Below are 1,390 nucleotides of genomic sequence, written 5' to 3' on the forward strand. Positions count from 1 at the left end.
ACCGCGGCGCCGAGCTTGTCGGCCAGCTGATACAGCAGCTGGAAGTTCTCGCCGTTCTGCAGGCCGCGCCCGCCGGAGACGATGACCTTGGCGGCGGTCAGCTCCGGACGCTCGGACTTGGCCAGCTCCTCGCCAACGAAGGCCGAGAGGCCAGTATCACTCCCACCGGCTACCGCTTCGATCGCGGCACTGCCACCCTCAGCGGCCACGGCGTCGAAGCCGGTGCCGCGCACGGTAATCACCTTGATCGCCGCGCTGGACTGCACGGTGGCAATCGCGTTGCCGGCGTAGATCGGGCGCTTGAAGGTGTCGGCGCTCTCGACCTTGATGATCTCGGAGATCTGATCGACATCCAGCAGCGCCGCCACGCGCGGCAGCAGGTTCTTGCCGGTGGTGGTGGCGGCGGCCAGCACATGGCTGTAATCCGGGGCCAGTTCAGCCACCAGCGGGGCAAGGTTCTCGGCCAGCTGGTGGGCAAAGGCGGCCTGATCGGCGACCCGCACCTTGGCTACGCCGGCGACCTTGGCGGCCGCCTCAGCGACCGCCGCGCAGCCGCTGCCGGCGACCAGCACATGGATGTCGCCACCGATCTGCGCCGCAGCGGCCACGGTGTTGAGGGTCGCCGCGCCCAGCGTGGCGTTGTCGTGTTCGGCAATGACGAGAATGGCCATCAGATCACCTTCGCTTCATTCTTCAGTTTGTCGACCAGCTCGGCCACCGAGGCCACCTTGATGCCGGCGCTGCGGGCGGCCGGCGCTTCGACCTTGAGGGTCGTCAGGGTCGAGGCGGTGGAGACGCCGAGTGCCTCGGGCGTGAGGGTCTCCAGCGGCTTCTTCTTGGCCTTCATGATGTTCGGCAGCGAGGCGTAGCGCGGCTCGTTGAGGCGCAGGTCGGTGGTGACGATGGCCGGAAGGCGCAGCGCCACGGTCTGCAGGCCGCCGTCGATCTCGCGGGTCACGTTGACCTTGTCGCCGGCCACTTCAACCTTGGAGGCGAAGGTGCCCTGGGCAAAGCCGGTCAGCGCGGCCAGCATCTGGCCGGTCTGGTTGTTGTCGCTGTCGATCGCCTGCTTGCCGGTGATGATCAGCTGCGGCTGCTCGCGATCCACCACGGCCTTGAGCAGCTTGGCCACCGCCAGCGAACCCAGCTCGTCCGCGCACTCGACCAGCACGGCGCGATCAGCGCCCAGCGCCAGGGCGGTACGCAGCTGCTCCTGCGCCAGCGCCGGGCCTACCGAGACCACGACGATCTCGCTGGCCACGCCCTGCTCCTTGAGGCGCACGGCTTCCTCGACGGCGATCTCGCAGAACGGGTTCATCGACATCTTGACGTTGGCCAGATCCACGCCGGACTGATCCGCCTTGACGCGGACCTTGACGTTGTAATCGAC

General features: G+C 67.8%; 2 protein-coding genes. Both read right to left on the reverse strand.

Annotated elements, in window-relative coordinates; translation table 11 throughout:
* Positions 1–671, reverse strand: a 671-nt coding sequence (locus MXC11_RS12040) for an electron transfer flavoprotein subunit alpha/FixB family protein (protein WP_250010415.1), incomplete at its 3' end; no start/stop codon positions are given.
* The coding region (locus MXC11_RS12045; protein WP_250010416.1) for an electron transfer flavoprotein subunit beta/FixA family protein at positions 671–1,390 on the reverse strand (720 nt) is incomplete at its 5' end. The genes MXC11_RS12045 and MXC11_RS12040, both read right to left, overlap by 1 nt.

Origin of the sequence: Pseudomonas eutrophicaquae (genome assembly GCF_023544715.1) — a bacterium.
GTDB lineage: Bacteria > Pseudomonadota > Gammaproteobacteria > Pseudomonadales > Pseudomonadaceae > Geopseudomonas.